At 72.0% G+C, this 19,007-nt stretch carries 20 protein-coding genes and 1 tRNA gene; 12 read left to right on the top strand and 9 right to left on the bottom strand.

All coding sequences use genetic code 11. The features are described from left to right. Nucleotides 1-14: 14 nt before the first annotated feature. Both MTO99_RS08925 and MTO99_RS08920 read left to right on the top strand, forming a co-directional pair. Nucleotides 15-3,785 (top strand): AAA family ATPase, encoded by a 3,771-nt coding sequence (locus MTO99_RS08925; protein ID WP_435520817.1) that lies wholly within the window; start codon nucleotides 15-17, stop codon nucleotides 3,783-3,785. Continuing rightward, entirely contained in the window at nucleotides 3,782-4,009 is a 228-nt protein-coding gene (locus tag MTO99_RS08920) for a hypothetical protein (protein ID WP_243558509.1), read from the top strand. Before MTO99_RS08925 ends, MTO99_RS08920 begins: the two co-directional genes overlap by 4 nt. A 30-nt stretch (nucleotides 4,010-4,039) precedes the next feature. On the opposite strand, the gene mscL is transcribed toward MTO99_RS08920, so the two are convergent. From mscL to MTO99_RS08905, 3 genes are read right to left on the bottom strand one after another with little or no spacing between them, the layout of a single operon-like run. Then, entirely contained in the window at nucleotides 4,040-4,468 is a 429-nt protein-coding gene (mscL, locus tag MTO99_RS08915; RefSeq protein ID WP_243558507.1) for a large conductance mechanosensitive channel protein MscL, read from the bottom strand. A gap of 32 nt (nucleotides 4,469-4,500) precedes the next feature. Beyond that, nucleotides 4,501-4,842, bottom strand: a complete 342-nt coding sequence (locus MTO99_RS08910) for an FmdB family zinc ribbon protein (RefSeq protein ID WP_243558505.1) — start codon at nucleotides 4,840-4,842, stop codon at nucleotides 4,501-4,503. Between the two features lie 49 nt (nucleotides 4,843-4,891). Further along, a complete protein-coding gene (locus MTO99_RS08905; RefSeq protein ID WP_243558503.1) occupies nucleotides 4,892-5,470 on the bottom strand; it encodes a 5-formyltetrahydrofolate cyclo-ligase in 579 nt (192 codons plus the stop codon). A 104-nt stretch (nucleotides 5,471-5,574) separates the two neighbouring features. Between MTO99_RS08905 and galU the strand changes: the two genes are divergently transcribed. From galU to MTO99_RS08885, 4 genes are all read left to right on the top strand, one after another. Beyond that, a complete protein-coding gene (gene galU / locus MTO99_RS08900) occupies nucleotides 5,575-6,480 on the top strand; it encodes a UTP--glucose-1-phosphate uridylyltransferase GalU (RefSeq protein WP_243558501.1) in 906 nt (301 codons plus the stop codon). Between the two features lies 1 nt (nucleotide 6,481). After that, nucleotides 6,482-7,147, top strand: a complete 666-nt coding sequence (locus MTO99_RS08895; RefSeq protein WP_243558499.1) for a GNAT family N-acetyltransferase — start codon at nucleotides 6,482-6,484, stop codon at nucleotides 7,145-7,147. Nucleotides 7,148-7,198: 51 nt separating this feature from the next. Then, nucleotides 7,199-8,248, top strand: coding sequence for a hypothetical protein (locus tag MTO99_RS08890; protein WP_243558497.1), 1,050 nt, complete (start codon nucleotides 7,199-7,201; stop codon nucleotides 8,246-8,248). Between the two features lie 62 nt (nucleotides 8,249-8,310). Beyond that, a tRNA-Ala gene (locus MTO99_RS08885) sits at nucleotides 8,311-8,386 on the top strand. A 99-nt stretch (nucleotides 8,387-8,485) separates the two neighbouring features. Here MTO99_RS08885 and MTO99_RS08880 read toward each other — a convergent pair. Then, the gene (locus tag MTO99_RS08880; RefSeq protein ID WP_243558495.1) at nucleotides 8,486-9,364 is read right to left on the bottom strand and encodes an NmrA family NAD(P)-binding protein; all 879 of its coding nucleotides are present in this window, start codon (nucleotides 9,362-9,364) and stop codon (nucleotides 8,486-8,488) included. On the opposite strand from MTO99_RS08880, the gene MTO99_RS08875 reads away from it, so the two are divergent. Then, the gene (locus MTO99_RS08875; protein ID WP_243558493.1) at nucleotides 9,345-10,322 is read left to right on the top strand and encodes a LysR family transcriptional regulator; all 978 of its coding nucleotides are present in this window, start codon (nucleotides 9,345-9,347) and stop codon (nucleotides 10,320-10,322) included. The genes MTO99_RS08880 and MTO99_RS08875 overlap by 20 nt on opposite strands. 65 nt (nucleotides 10,323-10,387) lie before the next feature. Here MTO99_RS08875 and MTO99_RS08870 read toward each other — a convergent pair whose 3' ends face one another. Genes MTO99_RS08870 through MTO99_RS08860 form a run of 3 tightly spaced genes read right to left on the bottom strand, consistent with a single transcriptional unit; the run spans nucleotide 10,388 to nucleotide 12,293 of the window. Beyond that, nucleotides 10,388-11,206: an MBL fold metallo-hydrolase gene (locus tag MTO99_RS08870; protein ID WP_243558491.1), complete on the bottom strand. Its 819-nt coding sequence runs from the start codon at nucleotides 11,204-11,206 to the stop codon at nucleotides 10,388-10,390. 14 nt (nucleotides 11,207-11,220) lie between these two features. Continuing rightward, nucleotides 11,221-11,715, bottom strand: a complete 495-nt coding sequence (locus tag MTO99_RS08865; protein ID WP_243558489.1) for an SRPBCC family protein — start codon at nucleotides 11,713-11,715, stop codon at nucleotides 11,221-11,223. After that, the gene (locus tag MTO99_RS08860) at nucleotides 11,712-12,293 is read right to left on the bottom strand and encodes an ArsR/SmtB family transcription factor (protein WP_243558487.1); all 582 of its coding nucleotides are present in this window, start codon (nucleotides 12,291-12,293) and stop codon (nucleotides 11,712-11,714) included. The genes MTO99_RS08865 and MTO99_RS08860 overlap by 4 nt, the downstream gene beginning before the upstream one ends. Before the next feature lie 146 nt (nucleotides 12,294-12,439). Here MTO99_RS08860 and MTO99_RS08855 point away from each other — a divergent pair, with 146 nt between their 5' ends. Genes MTO99_RS08855 through MTO99_RS08840 form a run of 4 tightly spaced genes read left to right on the top strand, consistent with a single transcriptional unit; the run spans nucleotide 12,440 to nucleotide 16,356 of the window. After that, nucleotides 12,440-13,438 carry an ABC transporter substrate-binding protein gene (locus MTO99_RS08855; protein ID WP_243558485.1) on the top strand — a complete coding sequence of 333 codons (999 nt, stop codon included), beginning with the start codon at nucleotides 12,440-12,442 and terminating at the stop codon, nucleotides 13,436-13,438. Between the two features lie 13 nt (nucleotides 13,439-13,451). Next, entirely contained in the window at nucleotides 13,452-14,465 is a 1,014-nt protein-coding gene (locus MTO99_RS08850; protein ID WP_243558483.1) for a FecCD family ABC transporter permease, read from the top strand. Continuing rightward, nucleotides 14,462-15,544 (top strand): FecCD family ABC transporter permease, encoded by a 1,083-nt coding sequence (locus tag MTO99_RS08845; RefSeq protein WP_243558481.1) that lies wholly within the window; start codon nucleotides 14,462-14,464, stop codon nucleotides 15,542-15,544. Before MTO99_RS08850 ends, MTO99_RS08845 begins: the two co-directional genes overlap by 4 nt. Continuing rightward, entirely contained in the window at nucleotides 15,541-16,356 is an 816-nt protein-coding gene (locus MTO99_RS08840; RefSeq protein ID WP_243558479.1) for an ABC transporter ATP-binding protein, read from the top strand. Before MTO99_RS08845 ends, MTO99_RS08840 begins: the two co-directional genes overlap by 4 nt. Nucleotides 16,357-16,359: 3 nt before the next feature. Here the strand turns inward: MTO99_RS08840 and MTO99_RS19035 are convergent, their stop codons facing one another. Beyond that, nucleotides 16,360-16,488 carry a DUF8730 family Cys-rich protein gene (locus MTO99_RS19035; protein ID WP_256461042.1) on the bottom strand — a complete coding sequence of 43 codons (129 nt, stop codon included), beginning with the start codon at nucleotides 16,486-16,488 and terminating at the stop codon, nucleotides 16,360-16,362. 94 nt (nucleotides 16,489-16,582) lie between these two features. Here MTO99_RS19035 and MTO99_RS08835 point away from each other — a divergent pair, with 94 nt between their 5' ends. Then, nucleotides 16,583-18,061 carry an MFS transporter gene (locus tag MTO99_RS08835; protein WP_243558477.1) on the top strand — a complete coding sequence of 493 codons (1,479 nt, stop codon included), beginning with the start codon at nucleotides 16,583-16,585 and terminating at the stop codon, nucleotides 18,059-18,061. A gap of 69 nt (nucleotides 18,062-18,130) precedes the next feature. Here the strand turns inward: MTO99_RS08835 and MTO99_RS08830 are convergent, their stop codons facing one another. After that, nucleotides 18,131-18,781: an NADPH-dependent F420 reductase gene (locus MTO99_RS08830; RefSeq protein ID WP_243558475.1), complete on the bottom strand. Its 651-nt coding sequence runs from the start codon at nucleotides 18,779-18,781 to the stop codon at nucleotides 18,131-18,133. Nucleotides 18,782-19,007: the final 226 nt, after the last annotated feature.

Genomic DNA, 19,007 nt, shown 5'->3' with positions numbered 1-19,007 from the left:
CGTATGGTATCCGTGTGCAACGGCTCGATCGCGATGACGGTGAGGAGGGGTTCCTCCCGCCCGAGCAGGATGCCGCCGCCGACGAACTCACCCCGGATCCCATGTCGACCAACGCCACCAGCCCCGACGCCCTGAGCCTCGGCGACCCGGCCCTCGTCGCCGGCAACGTCGCCGAGCCTGCGCACCGCCGCTGGCTGACCGAGCTCGCCGCGGTGGGCGGCTCATCGCCGCTCGTGCGGTTCGTCGACACGCCGCGCACCCGCATCGAGCTCTCCACGACGCATCCGGGCGGTCTGCCGCAGTTCATCACCGGCAAGTCGACGCTGCTGTCGAGCCTGATCCGCGACGAGCTCGCGCTGCGGAACGCGAAGCTCGCCGCGGCCGAGATCACCCAGAAGGGCATCGAGCTGCGCTCGGTGCGCGGCATCGAGTCGGTGCATCTGGCGATCGGGCTCGCGTCGTGGCGCAACGAGGGCGATGAGTTCCTCGCGCCGGTGCTGCTGCGCCCGCTCGCGATCCGCCGCTACGGGCGCGACTTCGAGCTGAAGCTGAAGGGCCAGCCGTTCCTCAACCCCGCGCTCGCGCGCGAGCTGCGCGAGCAGTTCCAGATCACGCTCGACGCCGACGCGTTCGTCGCGCTCGCGCTCACGAACGGCGTGTTCAAGCCGCAGCCGGTGATCGATCGGCTCCGCGGGCTCACCTCGCACCTGCCGTGGTTCCGGGTGGCGCCGCGACTCGTGGTGTCGAGCTTCGCCGAGGTGGGGCCCGCGATGGCCGCCGATGCGGTGCGCCTCGACCACCCCGTGATCGACGCGATCGCCGGCAACCGCAGTGCGCGCGCCACGGTTGCGGTGCGCCCCGAGCCGGCGCCCATCGTCCCGCAGGACGAACGACCTCCGCAGGGCGACCGCCTGCTGCTCGACGCCGACCCCGAACAGGAGCGGGTGATCGCCCAGATCGAGGCGGGCGCCTCGCTGGTCGTGAAGACGCTGCCCGGAACCGGCGGCACCCAGACCATCGTGAACGCGGTCGGGGCGCTCGTGCAGAAGGACCGCCGGGTGCTGGTCGTCGGTCCTCGGCGGGCGAGCCTCGAGGGCATCGCGCACCGGCTCGCCCAGGTCGGCCTCGGCGGCGCCGCGGTCACCACGGCGAACCTGCGTCGCGAGCTGGTGCAGTCGATCTCGCGCAACGAGAAGGCGGAGCGGCCCCGGGTCGCCGACGTCGACGACGCGCTCGTGCGGCTGCGCAAGGTGCTGGTCGACTACCGCGGTGCGCTGAGCCGACCCGATCCCGCGCTGGGCGTCTCGGTGCTCGACGCGCTCGGCGAGCTCTCTCGGCTCGCGCTGCTGCGCCACCCCCCGCAGACCACCGCCCGGCTCGACCACGACTGCCTGATCGCCCTCGCGGGCGGCCGCGAGGCGGTGGCGCGCGACCTGGTGCGGGCCGCCGCGCTCGGCGAGTTCAAGTACGGCCCCGGCGACTCGCCCTGGTACGGCGCGGTGTTCGCCACCGCGGCGGCGTCGACGGCGGCGCACGACCTGGCGCGTCGGCTGGCGCACTCCGACGTGCCGCGCCTGCTCGACCGCGGTCGCACGCTCATCGGCCAGACCCGGCTGCGGCCCTTCGAGTCGATCGCCGAGCTCGGCGTGTTCCTGCGACTGCTGCTCGCGATCCGCGAGACCCTCGACCGGTTCCAGCCGTCGGTGTACGACCGCCCGCTGGGCGAGCTCATCGCCGCGACCGGGTCGCGCCGCGACGCGCAGGGCATGTCGGGCGCGAACCGCCGGCGGCTGCGCCGGCTGGCACTGGAGTACGTGCGCCCCGGGGTGCACGTCGGCGACGTCAACGCGGCGCTGCGCGGCATCCAGCAGCAGCGCACCCTCTGGCAGCGCTACTCCGATGCGGGCGCGGTGCCCGCCGTGCCGGTCGGCATCGACGACGTGCACGTGCTGTACCGCACGGTGACCGCCGACCTGGCGAGCCTCGACGTCCCGCTCGGGCTCGAGGGCACCGCGCGCCAGCTCGCGGCCCGACCCATCCGCGAGCTCACCGACCTGCTCGACGGGCTCGCCGAGGATTCCGAGGTGCTGCAGAACCTCCAGGAGCGCACCGCGCTGCTGGCCAGCCTGCGCGAGACCGGACTCGACCCGCTGCTCGTCGACCTGACGAAGCGGCACGTCCCCGAGAGCCGGGTCGCCGACGAGCTCGAACTCGCCTGGTGGCAGTCGATGCTGGAGCAGGCGCTCGCCGCCGATCAGGCGCTGCTCGGTGCGAACACGGTGGTGCTCGATCGGCTCGAAGCCGACTTCCGGCTCGTCGACGAGGCGCACGCCTCGGCGGGCGGTCCGCTCGTCGCGTGGCGGCTCGCCGAGAACTGGCGGGTCGCCCTGGTCGACCACGCCGACGAGGCCGACGAGCTGCGCCGGATGCTCCGCGGCGACCGGGTGCGGCCGACCGAGCTGCACCGGCGCGCGCCGCATCTGTTCCGCCTGCTCGCGCCGGTCTGGCTCGCCTCGCCGTACGAACTGGCCGAGATCGACGACGCCATTCCGTTCGACACGGTGATCCTCGTCGATGCGGGGGCGACGACCTTCGCCGAGAACCTCGGCGCGATCCGCCGCGCGAAGCAGGTGGTCGCCTTCGGCGACCCGGTGACGCAGACGCCGACCCTCTTCGACACCGGCATCGACGACCCCGACGCGTCGCCGGCTCCCGCACCGCGCACGGTGCAGGGCGTCGACGCGCTGCACGCCGACTCGGCGCTCGCACGCCTCGGCGAACTGCTGCCGACCATGACCCTGACCCGCAGCTACCGCGCGGGCGGCGAAGACCTGGCCGAACTCGTGAACCGCCGGTTCTACGGCGGCCGCATCCAGTCGCTGCCGTGGGCGGGTTCGTTCCTCGGGCACGGCAGCCTGCGACTGCACTACGTCGACGGCAACGGGCTGCCCGACGCGGTCACGGGCACGGTCGAGAGCGTCGATGCCGAACTCGCGAAGGTCGTCGAGCTCGTCATGGAGCACGCGGTGAAGCGCCCGCGCGAGTCGCTGATGGTCATCACCGCGAGCGCCCGGCACGCCGCGCGCGTGCACCAGGCCGTGCTGTCGGCGTTCGCGAAGCGCTCCGACCTCACCGACTTCATCCTGAAGGACCGCGCCGAGCCGTTCACGGTGCTCACCCTCGAGCAGGCGGTCGCGCAGAGCCGCGACCGGGTGATCTTCTCCGTCGGGTACGGCCGCACGCCGCACGGCCGGCTGCTGTCGAACTTCGGGCCGCTCGGCGAGCCGGGCGGGGATCGGCTGCTGGCGGTGGGCATGACCCGGGCGCGCCGGTCGATGGATCTGGTCTCGGCGTTCCGTCCCGACCACATCGATGCCGACCGCCAGTCGCACGGCGTGCTGGCGCTCGCGCAGGTGCTGAGCCAGACCGAGGAGCGGCAGGCCCGCGACGAGGATGCGCACGGTGCCGAGCCGATGCTCGCCGACCTCGCGGCGCGTCTCGAGGCGCTCGGCGTGCGGGTGACGCTCGGGTACCGCGGGCGGCTCGCGCTGGCTGCCGCGAACGCGGGCAAGGCGGTGGTGGTCGAGACGGATGCGTCGTTCGGCGACCTCAGCCTGCGCGAGTCGCTGCGGCTGCGCCCCGACGTGCTGCGCCGGCTCGGATGGCACTACCTGCGCGTGCACAGCTTCGAGCTGTTCGGCAACCCCGACGCGGTCGCCGCGCGGGTCGCGACCCTGCTCGGCAAGGCGGACGCCGTCGAGCGGAGCGTCGCCGAGGCGTCGTGAGCACCGAGCCGCGATCGGAGGCCGGAGCCGACGGGGCGCCGCGCCAGCGCGTCGAGCGCGCGCCCGGGCGCGCGCGACGGGCGCGCCTGACGCCTGCGCCCGGCAGCGACCCGTCGCCCGAGCAGGCGGTGCCGGGGGCGCACGAGCCGGATGCTCCGCGCAAGCGCGGGAACGCGAGCGCCGACGACGAACGCATCACCCGGGAGCGGCCCCCGCACTGGTGACCGTGCGGTTCGCGTCCGCCGTGCGCCGACCTACCGGTCGCCGCGCGAGCCGCGCTCGGCCGCGAGCAGGTCGCGGATCTCGGCGAGCAGGGTCACTTCGCTCTCGGGCTCGTCGGGATCGGGCGCGCCGGACTTGCGCTTCTGCTCGGCGCGCTCCTTCAGGGTGTTCATCGGCAGCACGAACACGAAGTAGACCACAGCCGCGACGATGAGGAACGTGAGTATCGCGCCGAGCACCGCACCGAACTTGATCTGCGCGCCCTCGCCGTACAGCGATGGGATCGTCACGACGAGGGCGTCGTCCAGGCTGTCGGCGCGGAAGATCGCGCCGATCAGCGGATTGATGAGATTCGCGACGATCGAGTTCACGACTGCCGTGAACGCGGCGCCGATGACGACCGCCACGGCCAGTTCGATGACGTTGCCGCGCAGGATGAATTCCTTGAAGCCTTTGAACACAGCGCCCCCTCGTTCGTCGGTGTGCAACAGACCTACGCCACGCTAGCCGAGGACGACGACGAGCCCGAGCCCGACGACGAGCCCGAGCCCGACGAGCCCGACCCGGCGGTGCTCGACGTCGACGAGGCATCCGACTTCGACGAACCGCCCGACGAGGCATCCGACGCCTTCGACCCGCCGCCGCCCCCGGAGCCGCCCGACCGCGAATCGGTGCGGTAGAAGCCCGACCCGTTGAAGGTCACGCCGATGGTGTTGAAGAGCTTGCGCAGCCGGCCGCCGCACGCCTCGCACGTGGTGAGCGCGTCGTCGGTGAACGCCTGGTGGATGTCGAAGGCGTTGCCGCACTCGGTGCAGCGGTAGGAATACGTGGGCATGGGGATTCTCCGGGTGGTGCGTCGGATGCTTCGGGGCAGCGCCGCGCGGTCAGAACGCGACGATGCGGGTCGGTGTCACGACGCCGTTGACGGGCTGGTCGTGCAGCTCGCGAGGGACGTGCTCGACGAACTCGGAGTCGAACACGACGGCGTACACCGGAGGACATTTTCCCATCGAACCGAGGGTCTTGTCGAAATAGCCCCGGCCCCAGCCCAGTCGCATGCCCGTCGCGTCGATGGCGGCGGCCGGCACGATGATGAGGTCGACGTCGTTGATCGCCATCGGCCCGAGCAGTTCGCCGTGCGCCTGGGGCACGCCGTGCAGGCCGATCGACTCGGTTTGCTCCTCCCCGACGGTCCAGTCGAGCAGGCCGTCCTCGCGGGTGATCGGGAACAGGACGCGGATGCCGCGGGCCTCCGCCCAGTTGACGAAGGGCCGGGTGTCGGGCTCGGTCGGCATCGAGAGGTAGCACGAGATCGATTCGGCCTCGGTCATGCCGACGAGCTCCTGCAGCCGGGCGGTGAACCCCTCGGCGGCGTGTTCGCGTTCGTGCGCGGGCAGGTTCTGGCGGCGCTCGCGGAGCTCGGCGCGCAGGATCCGCTTCTGGACGTCCGGATCGTCGGGCATGGCGACATCCTAGGATGCTCCGTGCCGCGCCGAACCCGCATCGACCGGTCGGATCGGCCGGATCCGCTCTCCGCTGCGCGGAGCGCGCCCGGTACGCTGTCCGCATGACGAAACGGATCACCAAAGCGGTCATCCCGGCCGCAGGACTCGGCACCCGGTTCCTGCCGGCGACCAAGGCGATGCCGAAGGAGATGCTCCCGGTCGTCGACAAGCCGGCGATCCAGTACGTGGTCGAGGAGGCGGTCTCCGCGGGCCTCGACGACGTGCTCATGATCATCGGGCGCAACAAGAACGCCCTCGCGAACCACTTCGACCGGGCCACCGAGCTCGAGTACACGCTGACGGCGAAGGGCGACGAGTCCAAGCTCGAGCGGGTGCAGGAGTCGAGCGGGCTGGCCGATGTGCACTTCGTGCGCCAGGGCGACCCGAAGGGGCTCGGCCATGCGGTGCTGCGGGCGAAGAAGCACGTGGGCGACCAGTCGTTCGCGGTGCTGCTGGGCGATGACCTCATCGACGCACGCGACCCGCTGCTGACGCGGATGCTCACCGAGCACGTCGAGCGTGACGCGACGGTGATCGCCCTGCTCGAGGTCGACCCCGACAGCATCCACCTCTACGGCGCGGCCGAGGTCGAGGAGACCGGCGATCCCGACGTCGTGCGGGTGACCGGGCTGGTCGAGAAGCCCGCGAAAGAGCACGCGCCGTCGAACTACGCGGTGATCGGCCGCTACGTGCTGAAGCCCGAGGTGTTCGAGGTGCTCGAACGCACCGAGCCGGGCAAGGGCGGCGAGATCCAGCTCACCGACGCGTTGATGGAGATGGCGGGCGACGTCGAGGGCACCGGTGGCGTCTACGGCGTGATCTTCCGTGGCCGTCGGTACGACACCGGCGACAAGCTCGACTACATCAAGGCGGTCGTCCAGCTCGCCGCCGACCGCCCCGACCTCGGCCCCGACCTGCGTTCCTGGCTCGCCGAGTTCGTGGCGCGGGGCGCCGACCCGCGCGACTGAGATGCCGGCCGCGCTGCTGCCGACCCTTCGCGACGACGAGGTCGTGCTCCGTCCCATCCGGGCCCGCGATGCCCGTCCGCTCGAGCAGGTGCTGCTCGACAACCGCAGCTGGCTGCGCCAGTGGGAGGCGACCTACCCCGGTGGCGGCACGATCATCGACACGAAGGCGAGCATCCGCAATCTGCTCGCGCACGCGCGGGCGGGCAGCGCGCTGCCGTTCCTGATCGAGTACGAGGGGCGACTGGTCGGCCAGTTGAACGTCTCGTCGATCACGCACGGATCGCTGTCGAGCGCCTCGATCGGGTACTGGGTCGCGCAGGGCTTCGCGGGGCGCGGCATCACCCCGACCGCGGTGGCGTTGGCCACCGACTACTGCTTCGGGGTGCTGCGGCTGCACCGTATGGAGATCTGCATCCGGCCCGAGAACGCGCCCAGTCTGCGCGTCGTCGAGAAGCTCGGGTTCCGCTACGAGGGGCTGCGGCGACGGTTCATCCACATCGACGGCGACTGGCGCGACCACTTCTCGTTCGCGCTCGTCGCCGAAGAGCTGGGGCGAGGCGGCGTGCTCGGCCGGTGGCGCGACGGTCGGGTGCCGTCCGCCGCCGCGCACATCCCCGACAGCGATCGAGCGGCGGCGGTGACCCCACTTCGCGTGTCGGATCGCTGACACACCCGGCCCGGGCTCGGTCGAGCGCGCGGCGTCCCCTAACGTTGACCCATGGACGTGATCGGCGGGGGTGTGCTGATGGCGGCCGCCGCAGTGCTCTGGGTCGCGTACCTGCTGCCGAGCTGGCTGCGACGCCGGCAGTATCTGGCGACCGAGCGCAATGCGGTGCGGCTCGGGCAGACGATCCGCATCATCGCCGAGACGAGCGAGACGCCCGAGCCGGTGCGGCTCGAGGTGTCGGCGCGCGAGGTCGCCACGCAGCAGCGCATCCTCGCCGAGCACGAGGCGACCGCCCGTGCCGAGGCGGAGGCGGCCGAACAGCTCGCGATCGCCGAGCGCGTCGCGGCCGAGCAGGCGGCTCGCGACGCGCGCGAGCTCGCGCTGCGCGCGCTCGCCACGGCGCCGATCGACGTCGTGCGGGCAGAGTCGCAGTCGGATGTCGCGCAGTCGGATGTCGCGACCGCCGCTGCCCCGGCACCCGATCTCGCGGCGCAGCGCCGCCGACTCCGGAGGCGTCGTGGCCGGCGCAGCCTGCTGCTGCTCGCCTCGCTGCTCGCGCTCGTGGTCGGCCTGGTCGGCCTGCCGTTCGGGCTGCCGTCCGCGGTCGCGATCGTGGCGGCCGTCGGCGTCGTCGTGGCGTTGGCCGAGCTCGCCCGGCTCGCGCGAGCGGGGCGTGCGATCGTGCCGGTCGCCGTCGCGCCGGCGGAGCCGGTCGTCGCCGAGCCGTTCGAGCCCATCGAGCTCCCGGCCGAGGAGGTGCACGAGCCGGGGTGGACTCCGCAGCCCCTCCCGCGCCCGCTCACACTGTCGCGGGGCACGATCGCCGCCGCGGCGATGGCCTCGATCGAGGCGGCCGAGCAGTTGCGCCGTGCCGGCGTGGAGGCCGAGCTCGCCGAACGGGCCGCCGAGATCGCGCCCCAGCCGCCGCGCCTTCCTTCCCGACCGGCCGAGCCGGCGGCGGAGGCGGAGCCGACGTCGGGGTCGGTGTCGGCCGTCGCCGAACCGGCGAGTCCCTACGCGCGCATGGGCATCGTCGGCGAGACGACCCCCGGCATCGACGACCTCGACGCGGTGCTCCGCCGCCGCCGTCGGGCGGTCTGATCGAGTGAGGTCGGCTCGATTCGTTCGGGGCTCGCACGGGTGATATGGTGTTACCCGGTCACGGGCCCATGGCGCAGTTGGTAGCGCGTCTCGTTCGCAATGAGAAGGTCGGGGGTTCGAATCCCCCTGGGTCCACCAGTCCGCAACATCGAAACTGCCCCGCCTGACGGCGGGGCAGTTTCGTTTCCGGGTGCGGCCGTTGGAGCAGTGTTCGGCTCGGCCGCCGACCTCACCGGCTCAACGCGTCAACTCGGGTCTGAGCACGAGTTCGCACCATTCGGCGAAGCCGGTTCCGATGCCGCCCGGTGCGACGCTCGGGTAGACGCCCGCGGCTTGTGCCTCGGCCATCTCGATCATCCCGGTGATGCTCGCCGGGCTGGCCCCGAATGCGGCGTACTGGGCGCCGTACTCGTCGAGCGAGGTCTGCCGGAAGCGGATCGTTCGCCCGAGCGTGTCGGACATGATCTGCGCCATCTCGTTCGGTGTGTGATCGACGGGCTCGCGGACGGGCACGCCGTCCTGGCCGGTCCAGGTCGGATCGGCCAGGAGTCCGGCGGCGGTTCGAGCGATGTCCGCGGTCGCCGCGGCGGCCAGTGGCCGATCCGGCTCGGCGGGAAGCACGAAGACGCCCTGCTCGCGGATGAGCGAGGCCTGATGCAGGAGGTTCTCCATGAAGAAGGCCGGCTGCAGCGACCGGTAGGCGGCACCGCTCGATTCGAGTACCTCGTCCATCGCCCAGGCCGCGCTGAGCATGCCGGCCGGGCCGGCGAATCCACGGCCGAGTGAGGAGACGGCGACGACGCGTGGGACGCCGTGGTCGCGGACCGCCCGCGCGATGGGACGGGCGAAGCCGAGGTAGTGCTCGGCGACGTCCACGGCGGCGAGGTCGGGTGGGACGAGCACGAACACGGCGTCGGCGCCGGACAGCGCGGCATCGAGGACGATGGGATCGGAGTGGCTGCCGGCGATGACGTCTGCGTCGCTGCGAAGCGTCTGCGCGAGGGCGGACGGGTCGCGTGCGATGACGCGCAACGGCAGCTCATCGGCGTACAGAGATTCGGCGACGGAGGCACCGATCGTGCCGGTAGGGGTCGTGATGACGATCATGGTCACCATGCTTGCGTGCGTACATCGGGTGGAGAAGGACCGCTTCGGTCGCGACTCGTACCCTGGAGGCATGAATCAGGTGGAGTCCCGGCCCCTGCGCTACTTCGTCGCGGTGGCCGAGGAACTGAACTTCACGCGTGCGGCCGAGCGGCTCGGGATCGCCTCGCCGGCGCTGTCGCGCGCCGTGTCCGCGCTCGAGGCGGACCTCGGAGTTCGGCTGTTCGAGCGGTCGACTCGGAGGGTGGCGTTGACCGAGGTGGGCGTGGAGTTGCTCGTCGAGGCGCGCACCGCCCTCGGCGCGCTCGACGCGGCCACGGAGCGGGCACGGCGGTCAGCGCGGGTCCGCGGTGGCAAGCTCGTGCTGGCGGTCAAGGCCGACGTCGAGGGCGGCCTGCTCGAGGAGGTGCTGAGCAGGTACGACGCCGAGCAGCCCTCGGTCCCTCTCGAGGTCGTCTTCACAGGCTGGCGCGAACAGCCGGCGCTCGTCCGGTCGGGTGAGGCCGACGTGACGATCGTGGTCGAACCGTTCGACACCGAGGGCCTCGACTCGGAGCCCCTCCTCAGCGAACCCCAACTCCTGGCGCTTCCCGCCGACCACCCCCTCGCCGGTCGGCACGGGATCCATCTGACCGACCTCGAAGCGGAGCACCATCCGGCCGCTCCGGGCAGCCACGTCTACGTGCCGCGCGGCGGAGGCCTTCCGCCGTTCGGTGACCTGACGCAGATGCTCCGACAGATCGAACTCGGACGCATGCTCGCGCTCCTGCCCGCCTCGGTCGCCGAACGGAACACGCGTTCGCAACTCGAGTGGCGCCCGGTGGTCGATGCGCCGCCCGCCACGTTCGCGGTCGCCTGGCCCGAGAGATCGAGTTCGCTCTCGGTCGCCGCGTTCGTTCGTATCGCCCTTGCGGTCGCGGCCGACCGCACGCGCATCACGAACGACCGCAGCCGGACCGCCCATCCCTAGGTGTCATCGCGAGCACGCCTCGAAGCGATCGGTGCGTCCCGGACGCTCGATCACGTCCGACGGGTTCACGATCTTGCGCGCGGCGATCTGTCGGCGAGCCGCTGCCGTTGCCAGGCATCCACGTCGGCGAGCCAGTCCAGCGGCGCGGAGGGGCCGACCCGCGAGTCGTCGGGGGAGCGGCCGTCGCGCACTGCGTGCAGGTAGGCGCGGTCCTGTTCGATTCGGCGGCGCAGTTCGTCCCGCCCGCCGATCGAACCGTGCCCCGGGACGACGGCGTCGACCTCGTCGGTGACCGCTTCGAACCGCGACAGCGCGTCGAGGTAGTCGTCGATCGGGTCTGGGGCCTCGAGATCGAGGAACGGCATCAGGATGTCGGAGAGCATGTCGCCCGCGACGAGCACGCCGCGCGACTCGACGAGGAGCGCGGCGTGGCCGGCGGAATGCCCGCGATGTTCGATGATCCGAATCTCGGGGCCGTCCCACGGCACCCGTTCGGTTCCGTCGGCCAGTCCGGTGAGGAGCCCCAGGAGTTCCATCGGGATCTCGTCGGCGTGCTCGGGCGGCAGGCCCTCGGCGATCTGCGCCGCCCAGTCCGGCTGCGACAGCAGGTCGTCCATCGCGGCCGCGCCGTGGGCGGTGCCGTACCGGGGCGCCTCGCCGAAGCCGGGGTGCCAGAGCACGTGGTCCCAATCCGGATGCGTCGAGAATCCGGCTACGACGGGCAGGCCCCGCTCTCGGAGGTCTTCTGCGATGCCGGCCAGCTCGTCCCGTGTGATGCCGGGGTCGACGAGCAGCACCCCGTCGTCGCCGCGCACTGCGACAGTGTTGCTCTGAAGGAACTCGCTCTCGTGCACGAACACTCCGTCGGCGACCTCGGTCAGCATGCCATGCCTCCGTCTCAGTGCGCCGGCACGGCGAATCGTGCGACGAGCCGATCGAGCATCTCGGCCCAGCCGTCGACCATCTCGTCGAAGTACTCGCGCTCCCAGTCGGCCCCGGTCCCGAATGCGCTCGAGACGACCCGGATGACGCAACTGCCGCCCGAGGTCGACTCGACGAGGAACTCGGTCGCGAGCGGGGTGACCTGCGACCAGTCATGGCCGCCGACCGGCGGCCAGGGTTCCTCATACGCGAATCGACGGGTCGGCGTGTAGTCGGTGACGACGCCCGTCGATTCGAACGCGCCGACGTCGAACGACACCTCGCCTCCGACCCGAGGTTCGAGTCGGGTGGGCACCATCCAGGTCGCGATGCCCTCTGCGGTGGCGATCGCGTCCCACACCTGCTCGGGGGTGGCGGCCACCTCGTACCTGCGTTCGAGTCGGTACTCGACGCGCTCGGTGAGCTCGGAGTCCTCGGAGTGCCCGGGGTCGGGTTGAATTGGATCGGTCATGACGACTCCTTCGGTCGTGGGTACGACGAGACGGTCAGACGGTGTGGTCGTCCGTCGTCGTGGTGGTATCTGGCGACCAGTTCGGCCAGGGCCGACTGGAGGTCGGCGGTGAAGGCGGCGCGGTCGCCAGCGGATCGGAATCCGATGACTGTGTCGACGGTCAGGGTCGGCAATCGTGCCGGGGGTTCCGTGCGGCCGGCGAGCGCACCCACCTCGGAGACGGTTCGCGCTCCGACCGCGATGAGGTACGCCGCCGAGAGCCGGTCGGCGACCGCGTCGGGATTGAGGTCGGTCGGCTGCAGCACGCCGGGGGCGACGACGAATCGCCGCGCGGCGCGACGGACGAATCGCTCGGTGATACCGCCCCACACGCGTTCTTCGGCCGACTCCACCAGCCCGTGGGCTTCGAGCGTCTTGAGGTGGTAGTTCACCTTCTGGCGGGTGAGCCCGATCGAGGCTGCGACCGTTGCCGCAGACCCCGGCTCCGCCAGCGCCTCAAGGATCGAGGCGCGGATCGGATCGAGCGCCGCCTCCACGACGGCGGGATCGGTGAGCACTCGGATGTCGTCCACAGTCATCACCCTACGGATTGACAAGAAATATTGTCAAGCGACAGCGCGGGCGCCACGATCGCACGGCGACGGAGCGCGTCATCCGGTCGAACACACCACCGTCGTCGCGCTAAGGTAAGGCTTACCTCATTTCGCCTACCTGGAGTGTCCCGATGCGCGCACGCCGTCTCATCCCCTTCGCGGCAGTGGCCGCGAGCGCAGCCCTCGCCCTCGCGGGCTGCGCGACCCCCGCCGCCGATGCCGGATCGGGCGACGTGGCCTGGAGCTACACCTCGGGCGACGGTGAGACGTACACCGCCGACCACGTGCCCGAGCGCATCATCGCGCACGCATACGCCGCGAAGGTGCTCATGTCGTTCGGCATCACGCCCGTCGGCATCTACGCGGACGGCGACCTCGACAGCGACGTGGGCCTGCAGGGCGTCGACTTCGACGGCATCGAGGTGCTCGGCGAGGAGTGGGGCAAGATCGATGTCGAGAAGGCCGCCGCGCTGCAGCCCGACCTCATCGTCGGCGACTGGTGGCCGGTCGAGCAGGCGTACTCGGGCCTGGAGGACGGCGTCGAGGAGTCGAGCAAGAAGCTCGGCGAGCTGGCGCCGGTCGTTGGTGCCGCTCAGGGCGACTCGATCGTCGACCTCATCGAGGGCTACGCCGAACTCGCCGAGTCGCTCGGCGCCGACACCGCGGTGATCGACGCGCAGCGTGCGGAGTTCGACGACGCGGTCGCCGCCTTCCAGGAGGCGGTGGCGGCCAAGCCCGGGCTCACTGCGCTCGCGATCAGCCCGTACGACGACAGCTACGCGATCGCCGTGCCCGAGTACGCGCCCGAGCTGCTCGACCTGCGCTCGTGGGGCCTCGACATCATCGTGCCGAGCGAGCCCGACCCCGACTTCCCGTACTGGCAGACGCTGAGCTTCGAGAACGCCGACGCCTACCAGGCGGACGTGCTGCTCTTCGACGACCGCAACCACCCGGCGAACGAGCAGACCCTCGCCGACCAGCCGATCTCGTCGCAGATCGCGGCGTTCGCCGCGGGCCAGACCACCACGTGGCCGGCCTACTGGCTGCACACCTACCCCGACTACACCGCCCAGTTGCAGGCACTCACCGCGTTCGTCGAGGGTGCGAACCCCGATCTCGTCGTCGAGTGAGGCGGGCGATCGAATGACGCAGGCCGCCACGCGCCCGCCCGTCCGCCGTCGCGGTGGGCTCGGGCTCGCGGCGGCACTCGCGGTCTCGGTGCTCGCGCTCGGCGCGGCGTGTGCGGCGAGCATCCTGCTCGGATCCCGGGCGATCACCGCCGGCGGTGCGCTCACCCCGACCGAGCTGACCGTGCTGCTCGACATGCGGGTGCCGCGGACCGTGCTCGGCCTCCTCGTCGGCGCGGCGCTCGCAGTCAGCGGGGCGCTGCTGCAGGGGGTGGCGCGCAACCCGCTCGCCGACCCCGGCGTGCTCGGCATCAACTCGGGGGCGGCACTCGCCGTCGTCCTCGCCGTGACCGTGGCCGGCTCGGGCGCGGTCGGCGCGGCGGTCTGGTTCGCGTTCCTCGGCGCCGGCCTGGCGACCGTGACCGTGTACGGCATCGCGTCGTTCGGACGCGAAGGCGCGACGCCGACCAAGCTCGCGCTCGCCGGCGTGGTCGTCACCGCGGTCGCGTCGTCGCTGACGTCGGCGCTCGTGCTCATGCACGTCGACGCGCTGAACGAGCTGCGGTTCTGGCAGGTCGGTGCACTCGCGGGGCGGTACTGGCCGGTGATCGGCCAGCTCTGGCCGTTCCTGGCGGCAGGCCTCGCGGTCGCGATGTTCGCGGCGCGTCCGCTGAACGCGCTCGCGCTCGGCGACGATCTGGCCCGATCGCTCGGCACGAGGGTGCGGATGACGCGGGGCGTCCTGTTCGCGGTCGTGGCGGTGCTGTGCGGCGCCGCGACGGCGGCGTGCGGCCCGATCGCGTTCGTCGGGCTCATGGTGCCGCACCTGGCGCGCCTCGCCACCGGGCCCGACTACCGCTGGATCCTGCCGTTCAGCCTGGTGCTCGGCCCGACGTTGCTGCTCGCGTGCGATGTGCTCGGCCGCGTGGTGGTCGCGCCCGCCGAGGTGCAGGTCGGCGTGATCGTGGGCATCGTGGGCGCGCCCGTGTTCGTCGCGCTGGTGCGGATGCGGCGGAGCGTCGAGCTGTGAGCGCCACCGGGCGGATCCACGCGAGCGCGAGGACGCGGCCCTCGGGTGCGTCGGTCGCGGCGGGCGGGTCGTTCCATGCCGACCGGATGTCGCGGAGTCGGCGCGCGGCGGTCGTCACCGCGTCGCTCGCGGCGGTGTGCGCGGTGCTGTTCGTCACCTCGATGACCGTCGGCAGCGTGCTGCTGCCCCCGCTGGACGTGCTCGCATCCGCGCTCGGCTTCGGCGACCCGGCGACCGACTTCATCGTGCGGGGCCTGCGCATGCCCCGGGCGATCACGGCGGTGCTGGTCGGGCTCGCGCTCGGAGCATCCGGCTCGATCTTCCAGCGGCTGCTGCGCAACCCGCTCGCCGCACCCGACCTGATCGGCATCTCCGCCGGCGCGAGCACCGCGACGGTCGCCGGCATCACCGTGCTCGGGCTCACCGGCGTCGGGCTCTCGGCCGCCGCGGTGGCCGGCGGGCTCGGCGTGGCCGCGCTGGTGTTCCTGCTCGCGTGGCGCGGCGGGCTCGCGGGCACGCGGTTCATCCTCGTCGGCGTCGGCGTGGCCGCGTGCTGCGAGTCGATCACCTCGTTCCTCATCGCACGTGCCGACATCACCGACGCGCGTGCGGCGATGACCTGGCTGGTCGGTTCGGCCGGCATGGCGAGCGCGACCGACCTCCTCGTGCTCGCGGTCGCGATCGTCGTGCTGCTGCCCGCCGCCGCGGCCTGGACGCGTCGGCTCGGGGTGCTCGAGCTCGGCGGCGATCGGGCCAGCAGCCTGGGCCTGCGGGTCGAGCGCGACACCGTCGTGCTGCTCGGCATCGCCGTCGTGCTGGTCGCGCTCGCGACGGCGGCCGCCGGGCCGATCGCGTTCGTCGCGCTCATGGCGGGGCCGATCTCGGCACGGCTGCTGGGTCGCGCGGGCGACCGCGTGCTCGCGGCCGCCCTGGCCGGCGCGATCATCGTGCAGGTCGCCGACCTCATCGCCCAGCACGCCCTGCCCACGCCGATCTCGACGGGCATCGTCACCGGCCTGGTCGGGGCGCCGTACATCGCCTGGCTCCTGATCCGAGCCGGAAGGGAAGGTGGCGCATGAGCGCCGACCGCGAACTCGACATCCGCGACCTGACGCTCGGGTACGACGGCGACGACATCGTGCGCGGGGTGTCCACGCGCATCCCGCCCGGGCGGATGACCGCGATCATCGGCGCCAACGCCTCGGGCAAGTCGACCCTGCTGCGGGGCGTCGCACGCCTGCTCGCACCGCGCTCGGGCGAGGTCGTGCTCGACGGAGCATCCGTGCACGCCATGCGCCCGGCCGACCTGGCCCGCATCGTCGGCCTGCTGCCGCAGTCGCCGATCGCGCCCGACTCGATCACCGTGGGCGACCTGGTCGGCCGCGGCCGGTACCCGCACCAGGGCTGGTTCCGCCGTTGGACGGCCGCCGACGAAGCCGCGGTCGACCGGGCGCTCGCCGCGACCGGCACCGTCGACCTGATGCAGCGTCGCGTGCTCGAGCTCTCGGGCGGTCAGCGCCAACGGGTCTGGATCGCGATGGCCCTCGCGCAGGAGACCGACATCCTGCTGCTCGACGAGCCCACCACGTTCCTCGACGTGAACTACCAGGTCGAGGTGCTCGACCTGCTCGCCGACCTCAACCGCGAACGCGGCACCACCGTGGTCATGGTGCTGCACGAGTTGGGCCTCGCGTGCCGGTACGCCGACCACGTCATCGCGATGCGCGACGGTCGCATCGTCGCCGAGGGCGCGCCGAACGAGGTGGTGACCGCGCCGCTCGTCGAGCAGGTGTTCGACCTGCGCTGCGAGGTGATCGCCGACCCCCTGAGCGGAACCCCGCTCGTCATCCCGATCGGGCGGCACCGCACGCGTGCGGCCGCCGCGGGCTGAGGGTCAGGCCGTCTCGGCGTGGCCGCCGCAGCGGTCGGCTTCGGGCACACCGGCCAACGCCTGCTCGATGTGTTCGCCGCAACCGGCCCAGGTGACCTTGCCGCAGACGTCGCACGCGACGGGGTAGCACATCCGGAGCATCCTCTCGTTGCGGCCGAACCCGTTCCGGCCGACTCGCAGCCTACCCCGGCCGAACTGGGAATCCGCACCGCCTAGGCTGAACCCGATGTCGTCCAGCGCGATGCCCACCGGATCCATCCCGCTCACGCCGGCCAAGCGCTGGCGGGCGTACTGGGTGTGCGTGGCCGTCGCCGCGCTCACCATCCTCGACCTCACCAAGGTCAACGTGGCACTGCCCTCCATCGAGGAGGCGTTCGGCGCGGGGTCGACCGAGTTGCAGCTCATCGTGTCGGGCTACGTGCTCACCTTCGGGCTGACGCTCGTGCCGGCGGGCCGGCTCGGCGACCAGCGATCGCGCAAGACGCTGTTCGTCGTCGGCCTGGCGATCTTCACCCTGTCGAGCATCGCATGCGCGCTCGCGCCGACGGGCGCGGTGCTGCTGGCCGCCCGGCTCGTGCAGGGCGTGGGCGCGGGCATCCAGATGCCGCAGGTGCTCGGCCTCGTGCAGGAGCTGTTCCAGGGCGCCGAGCGCGGCCGCGCGTTCGGCATCTTCGGCGCCACGATCGGCCTGTCGACCGCGTTCGGTCCCACGCTCGGCGGGTTGCTCATCCTCCTCGGCGGCCCGGCCGACGGCTGGCGGTGGATCTTCTGGATCAACGTGCCGCTCGCCCTCGGCGCGATCGCACTCGCCGTGTGGGTGCTGCCGCAGACCCGGCACCCGCAGCGCAGGCCGCTCGAGCTCGACCCGCTGGGGTTGGCGCTCTTCGCCGTGTCGGTGGTCTCGCTGATGTGGCCGTTCCTGTTCACGACGGGGTCGCCGAGCGATGAGCCGTCGCGGTGGTGGCTGCTGGTCGTGTTCGTGCTCGCGGTCAGCGCCTTCCTCGCGTGGGAGCGACGATACGCGGCGTCGGGGCGGCATCCGCTGGTGCCGTTGTCGTTGTTCCGCATCTCGTCGTACCGCAACGGCACGGCGCTCGCGACGGTGTACTTCGCGGCGCTGCCGTCGATGTTCCTGTTGACGACGCTCTACCTGCAGCACGGGCTCGGTCTCGCGCCGGTGTACGCGGGCATGGTGTCGATCGGGTTCGCCCTGCTGAGCGCGTTCACCTCGTGGCGCGGCGGCCTGCTGGTCGAGCGCTACGGTCGCAAGCTGGTGGTGTGGGGCATCGTGATCGTGCTGGTCGGCGTGGTGCTGCTCGTGGTGGCGGCGCTGTCGACCCCGGCGGCGATCACGCCGTGGGCGATGGCCGGCGCCATGGTGGTCGGCGGGTTCGGCGGCGGCCTCGTGATCTCGCCGAACCAGACGCTCGCGCTCGCCGACATCCCGGTGCGCCAGGGCGGGCTCGCGGGGTCGGTGGGCCAGTTGGGGCAGCGCATCGGCACGGCGGTGGGCACGGCGATCGCCCTGTCGCTGTTCTATTCGACGATCTTCCGCGAGGCGGGCTCCGGCGAACCCGACCTCGGCGTCTACCACGACGCGTACGGCCTCGGCATGCTGTCGGTCGCGGTGCTGGTGTCGGTCGCGCTGGCGATCGGGTTGGCCGACCTCGGGGTGCGTCGGCGGCATCGGCGTGAGTTCGACTGAGCGCACCGGCGACGAGCGCACCCACGACGAGCGCACCGGCGACGAGCGCACCGGCGGCGCGTCTGTGCCTCAGGCAGCGGCGGGCTGCGCCGGGGTGAGCAGGGCGCCGAGTTCGGCGCAGCTCAGTTCGCGACCGAAGATCGGATGCCCCGGCTCGAGCTCCACGCCGTGCGCGAGCGCTCCGCCGTCGACGGGGTCGAAGCCGATCGCGTCGATGATGCGTGCGACCACGGCGCGGGCGTCGGCGTCGTCGCCGACGACCGCGAGCGCTCGTCGCAGCGATGAGCCGGGCGGCATGCTGTCGTCTTCCATCTCGTGGTAGCCGAGGTGGTTGAGGCTCTTCACGAGGCGCGCGCCCGGGTTGCGTGCGGCGTTGATCTCGCTCGTGGAACGCGGGTCGGCGTCGATGTCGGGCAGGTTGCCGTCGATCGGCGGCCAGTAGTTCATGGCGTCGACGACGATCTTGCCGTCGAACCGCGGCCACGGGACGGTCGCGGCCTTGCCGAACGGCACGGCGACGATGACGACGTCGGCCGCGTCGACCAGCGCGTCGGGCGTCGCCACTTCGGCACCCGGCGCGACGACGCCGACGACGAGATCGAGGGCGGTCTGGCGCGGCGAGCCGGCGATGAGCACGCGGTGACCGGATGCCACGAGCAGCCGTGCGAGCGCGGTGCCGACCTTGCCGGCGCCGAAGATCCCGATGACGGGTCGCTCCATGTTCCGCGTGTCCTCTCCGAGTGGTCGGGTGCGAGGGGCATCCGATTCGATGCATCCGTATGCAGAAAACGCGCGCGACGCTGCGCCGCATTCCCATGCGGCTTGCGTCCATCCTCCCACTGGCAGCCGTTGCGCGGCTGGGAATAGTCTCGTGGCACGGCGGGTTCCGGCATGTCGATGCATGAGCATGGAATCCCCGTGGGGGATGCGACGGAGGGGATGCGCG

Origin of the sequence: Agromyces larvae, from assembly GCF_022811705.1 — a bacterium.
In the GTDB taxonomy this organism is placed as follows: domain Bacteria; phylum Actinomycetota; class Actinomycetes; order Actinomycetales; family Microbacteriaceae; genus Agromyces; species Agromyces larvae.
The sequence above is the reverse complement of the archived record's forward strand: the minus strand, read 5'-3'. Positions and strand labels throughout refer to the sequence as shown.

Coding starts and splice junctions, on each gene's coding strand:
- MTO99_RS08860 (WP_243558487.1), bottom strand. CDS start 12,293: ATGACTGTGGACGACATCCGAGTGCTCACCGATCCCGCCGTCGTGGAG.
- MTO99_RS08850 (WP_243558483.1), top strand. CDS start 13,452: ATGACGCAGGCCGCCACGCGCCCGCCCGTCCGCCGTCGCGGTGGGCTC.
- MTO99_RS08835 (WP_243558477.1), top strand. CDS start 16,583: ATGTCGTCCAGCGCGATGCCCACCGGATCCATCCCGCTCACGCCGGCC.
- MTO99_RS08870 (WP_243558491.1), bottom strand. CDS start 11,206: ATGCTGACCGAGGTCGCCGACGGAGTGTTCGTGCACGAGAGCGAGTTC.
- galU (WP_243558501.1), top strand. CDS start 5,575: ATGACGAAACGGATCACCAAAGCGGTCATCCCGGCCGCAGGACTCGGC.
- MTO99_RS08865 (WP_243558489.1), bottom strand. CDS start 11,715: ATGACCGATCCAATTCAACCCGACCCCGGGCACTCCGAGGACTCCGAG.
- MTO99_RS08880 (WP_243558495.1), bottom strand. CDS start 9,364: ATGGTGACCATGATCGTCATCACGACCCCTACCGGCACGATCGGTGCC.
- MTO99_RS08895 (WP_243558499.1), top strand. CDS start 6,482: ATGCCGGCCGCGCTGCTGCCGACCCTTCGCGACGACGAGGTCGTGCTC.
- MTO99_RS08830 (WP_243558475.1), bottom strand. CDS start 18,781: ATGGAGCGACCCGTCATCGGGATCTTCGGCGCCGGCAAGGTCGGCACC.
- MTO99_RS08875 (WP_243558493.1), top strand. CDS start 9,345: ATGACGATCATGGTCACCATGCTTGCGTGCGTACATCGGGTGGAGAAG.
- MTO99_RS08905 (WP_243558503.1), bottom strand. CDS start 5,470: ATGCCCGACGATCCGGACGTCCAGAAGCGGATCCTGCGCGCCGAGCTC.
- MTO99_RS08855 (WP_243558485.1), top strand. CDS start 12,440: ATGCGCGCACGCCGTCTCATCCCCTTCGCGGCAGTGGCCGCGAGCGCA.
- MTO99_RS08890 (WP_243558497.1), top strand. CDS start 7,199: ATGGACGTGATCGGCGGGGGTGTGCTGATGGCGGCCGCCGCAGTGCTC.
- MTO99_RS08840 (WP_243558479.1), top strand. CDS start 15,541: ATGAGCGCCGACCGCGAACTCGACATCCGCGACCTGACGCTCGGGTAC.
- MTO99_RS19035 (WP_256461042.1), bottom strand. CDS start 16,488: ATGTGCTACCCCGTCGCGTGCGACGTCTGCGGCAAGGTCACCTGGGCC.
- MTO99_RS08910 (WP_243558505.1), bottom strand. CDS start 4,842: ATGCCCACGTATTCCTACCGCTGCACCGAGTGCGGCAACGCCTTCGAC.